Origin of the sequence: Brevibacterium sp. HMSC22B09 (assembly GCF_001806795.1) — a bacterium.
Taxonomy (GTDB): Bacteria; Actinomycetota; Actinomycetes; order Actinomycetales; family Brevibacteriaceae; genus Brevibacterium; species Brevibacterium ravenspurgense.
The window spans coordinates 1-3,778 of the sequence record NZ_KV786029.1 but is presented as its reverse complement, the minus strand read 5'-3'; the positions used below and the strand labels follow the sequence as shown (position 1 = coordinate 3,778).

Here is a 3,778-nt window from a genome sequence, read left to right as displayed (position 1 = left end):
CGCGCGTGAAGAGTACGCTTTGTCCGCCCGCACGGCGTCCGGGCAAGTGCGTGGTCGCCCGACGTCACGACCGACCCGAAGGTGCTGCAGAAGAGGCAGGAACATCGAGGAGTCGCCGGCTTGCCCCGGGCTCAGCAGGGTGACCAGAGGCAGTCCGTGACCGTCGACGAGTTGGTGGATCTTCGTGGACAGGCCCCCTCGTGAGCGGCCGATGCTGTGATCAGGCGGCTCGATGGTCAGATTCTTGTAATTCGATGTAGCCCCCTGTGAGGCGTGTGGCGTTCGTCGCGTGCTGATGGGCACGCGCGATGGTCGAGTCTACGGAGACGGACCAGTCGATGAGTCCTTCCTTGTCTGCAGCGGCGGTGAGGGTGTTGAGGATGGTGTCCCAGGTTCCCTCGGAGGCCATCCTGCGGTGCCAGGTCCAGACCGTCTGCCAGGGTCCATACACCTCGGGTAGATCGCGCCAGGCGATGCCGCACCGGTAGCGGTAGATGATCGCTTCGACCATCCGGCGGGCGTCGGAGAAGGGTCTGCCTCTGCGCCCGGTGGGACGGGGGAGCATGTCCTGAATCAAGGACCACTGAGCGTCGGAGAGCATCTGGAAGCGTGACATGGGTCAAGACTCCCAGCGAAGATGCCGAATCTTTGTCAGACACGCCCTAGCCACGAAGGCTGGGCGGCAGGACCAGGTCGAGTGGGTGGAGAAGATCGGGAGACCAGCAAAGGATCGACGCGATGGCGTGCTGCACGCCGTGACGTTCACCGCTTCGGACGATCGTCAGGCAATAGGCGCCTTTGCTTCGGAGAAGGGCCCGCAGCGGTACGGCATCGCCGAGCTGCGCGAGGTCACTCGTCGACTCATCCACGCCTCGAGTACTCTGCCAGTATGACCGTCGCCGGGACCGGGAGGAGAGGACCCTGCGTGGGGTGGCGAGGCGGATCTCGGCGAGAGGGGAGCAATCGGCTTCACCGGGGCAACCGAGCGAACCGTGCTTCCGGCACTATGGGTGCGGCCAGGACACAGCCGCACCTCGCTATCGTAAACTCAACAAGAACGGGAGTTAACGGCGCTCAGGCATGACGACCATCCGAGGCCAAAACTATGCATCCGATGCAGATTCCGTCGTTACAAACGATCGAGAACCCCCGGCTATCGCACCAGCTCAGACAGAAGACCCCGAGAGGTCGATAGTTGCTTGCAACGACGTGGTAGTTGAAAAACCGGGACTGCACTATCAGTTTCGAGACCAGGACTCTCGTCTTTGCTGTGTCGCGCCCCTCGCCATGGTCCGACGTTGCAACAACGTCGCTACCATGACCAAGAGGATGAGCGCTCCGAATATGAGAGCCGCCCAGATTGCTCCGTGGCCCAGCCCGACCATCTAAACAGCTCCACGAAATCCTCGTCCGGCGGTATTGAACGTCGCAGCGACGATCGCAGCGACAATCATGAAGCTGAGAATGAATAGCGAGAACAAGTCCGTGAGAGCGATTCGGGAGGAACGGCTAGTCTGAAATTCATCCGCCGCCACCTCTTCCGACAGTCGCATCGGGCGATGGGATTGGCAGACCTCATCCATGCGAGTGACCCTGACTAGCGTTAGCGCTACGTCGCGGGTGTCATCACGGCGACGCCATCCTTATCCGCACTGGTCCACAGCGTTCCCTGAGCGTAGACGCTTGGACCGGAGTGCGACAAAGAGCAGAACTCCAGTTCTGACCTTGAGATGGTGAGCGTGGTGACATCGTCGGCGGTACGGAACAATAGCCACTGCGATGCGTCACTGGCATTGGTGTCGATGTCAGCGGCAGCGTTCACAAATGCTTGGTCCAAATTGCGCGGAGCTTGGTCGTATGGGCATAGCACCAGGACCTCGTCCCAGTTCTTCCCGTCGACCTTGTCAGGGAGTCTAAAAGCGCTGCCTTCTTCGCTAACCTGCAGAACTCGTGACTCAAAGTCGCCGGATCCCGAACAACCGGTTAGCGCGAGCGTCGCCGTCAGCGACGCACTGAACGCTAGGATGCTCGGGATCCGTCTTAGACTAGGGGAGATCATCACTTCAGGGTAACGAGTTTGCCGCTGTTGGCGCGGCTCTTGCACTCGGTGTGGCTCTTGGAAGTGGTCTTCTTCGCCTTGCCGATGGCCCGACCTGTCTTGTTGTTCGCGAGGTCCATCTTCTTCTCTTTCGCCGGGCCGTTTCGGATGGCCTCGTGGTTGGAGGCGATCTTCATTGCCCCGCTTTCGCCGATGCTAATCGTCATACGGGCGTTCCAGTAGCAGTGCCGGTAGGCGTCGCCCTTGCCGTTGTGCAGCGTGTTTGAAGCGAAATGACTCGCAGCCGAGTTCGATGCGGTTGTGGCATCTTTGGCTGCCCGGTTGCAGGAAACCAGGTCGACGTGGATCACGCACGCTGCCTTCTCAAGGCCGGACCAGATGATGTCGGAGTATGCGAACGTCGACACGCTGGGTGTCCACTCATCGCTTTGAAGCACTTCCTCCTGCTGTTCTTCACTGAGCACTTCCAGATCCTGCAGGAACTGCTCCTGCTCAGCGGGTGTCAGCTGCTCCAAGTCTGCGAATGGAGTGTCGGACGCTTCGATCTGCTTGATCAGTTCGGTTTCTCCTTCTTGGGCGAACGCGGCCGATGGGGCTGCCAACCCTGCGGTGGCGAGAGCCACGATCATGCCAAATCCCGCGATTCGCTTCAAAGCTCGTTTCTCACTCACAACGTCCTCCAGTCGCATATGACTCTGAAGCAACCGACGGAATGCCGGCCGCTAGTGCTAAGTGTTGTCACCTTCGCCGAAGAGGTCATACCTCAAACGAGGTATTCTTGCGAGCCAATTCATGGGGCCGGGGCCATCAGCCTCCCGTGTCTCCGCCCGAAAGTCCGAAGAACCGAGCTAGTTGTAGTTCCTCGTGAGGTTGTGAACGCGATCTGACGGGGTCAGCCCTCCGATCCCGGTATGGGGTCGGTGATGATTGTAGTGATGGAGCCAGGCAGTATAGGTCGCGGCCCTGGCTTCATCACTGTCATACGTCTCGGCGTACGCCCATTCCTGCGCAAGGGTGCGGTTGAACCGTTCGACCTTGCCGTTGGTCTGCGGACGATACGGACGCGTGCGTCGGTGCTTCACCCCCTCGCCCAATGCGGCAGCGAAGGCGTGGGAACGGTAACAGGAGCCGTTGTCGGTCATCACCCCGGTCACGGTGACCCCTGCATCCGTGAAGAAAGCGCGCGCCCTGTTCCAGAACCCGGCAGCGGTCTCTTTGCGTTCATCGTCGAGGATCTCGGAATACGCCAGGCGTGAGTACCCATCGACGGCATGATGCAGATAGGCGTAGCCGCGGCCTTGCTTCTTGTTGTTCCGGTTCCCGAGTGTTCTGCCGAGCATGCGATGCCCGCCACCATCCGGGATCCGTCCGAGCTTCTTGATATCCACATGCACGAGTTCGCCCGGACGGGTCATCTCGTAACGGGCCGGCCTCGTCTTACGGACCGGGAGGCCGGTCGCCTAATCGATGTGGTCCAAGCGTGGCATTCGGTAGCGTTCGAGTACTCGGCCCACAGTCGCACGTGGAATCCCGAGGTGATAGCTGATCCGGTGCGGGCCCCAGCGCCGGTTGAAACGGAGCGAGATGATCCGGTGTTCTCGTTTCTTGGGGAGACGGCCAGGACTTGTGTGCGGGCGCGAGGAGCGGTCGGTCAGCGGTTGCCCTGACCGATACCGGACCGCCCATTTCCGGGCGGACAAAGCGTACTCTTCACGCGCG

Annotated in this window: 3 protein-coding genes and 2 pseudogenes; 1 reads left to right on the top strand and 4 read right to left on the bottom strand. The window is 60.7% G+C overall.

Annotated elements, in window-relative coordinates:
- A pseudogene (locus tag HMPREF3087_RS10555) lies at positions 1 to 616 on the bottom strand (IS5 family transposase); the annotation flags it as partial.
- 85 nt (positions 617 to 701) lie between these two features.
- On the opposite strand from HMPREF3087_RS10555, the gene HMPREF3087_RS09335 reads away from it, so the two are divergent.
- Positions 702 to 893 carry a hypothetical protein gene (locus tag HMPREF3087_RS09335; protein WP_141738026.1) on the top strand — a complete coding sequence of 64 codons (192 nt, stop codon included), beginning with the start codon at positions 702 to 704 and terminating at the stop codon, positions 891 to 893.
- A 716-nt stretch (positions 894 to 1,609) separates the two neighbouring features.
- Here the strand turns inward: HMPREF3087_RS09335 and HMPREF3087_RS09330 are convergent.
- From HMPREF3087_RS09330 to HMPREF3087_RS09320, 3 genes and pseudogenes are all read right to left on the bottom strand, one after another.
- The gene (locus HMPREF3087_RS09330; RefSeq protein WP_141738923.1) at positions 1,610 to 2,062 is read right to left on the bottom strand and encodes a hypothetical protein; all 453 of its coding nucleotides are present in this window, start codon (positions 2,060 to 2,062) and stop codon (positions 1,610 to 1,612) included.
- The gene (locus HMPREF3087_RS09325; RefSeq protein WP_019174424.1) at positions 2,059 to 2,688 is read right to left on the bottom strand and encodes a DUF6973 domain-containing protein; all 630 of its coding nucleotides are present in this window, start codon (positions 2,686 to 2,688) and stop codon (positions 2,059 to 2,061) included. The genes HMPREF3087_RS09330 and HMPREF3087_RS09325 overlap by 4 nt, the downstream gene beginning before the upstream one ends.
- A gap of 219 nt (positions 2,689 to 2,907) precedes the next feature.
- Positions 2,908 to 3,778, bottom strand: a pseudogene (locus HMPREF3087_RS09320) (IS481 family transposase); the annotation flags it as partial.

Excerpts from the sequence above, each read along its gene's own strand:
- HMPREF3087_RS09325 (WP_019174424.1), bottom strand. The coding sequence starts at position 2,688 with ATGATCGTGGCTCTCGCCACCGCAGGGTTGGCAGCCCCATCGGCCGCG.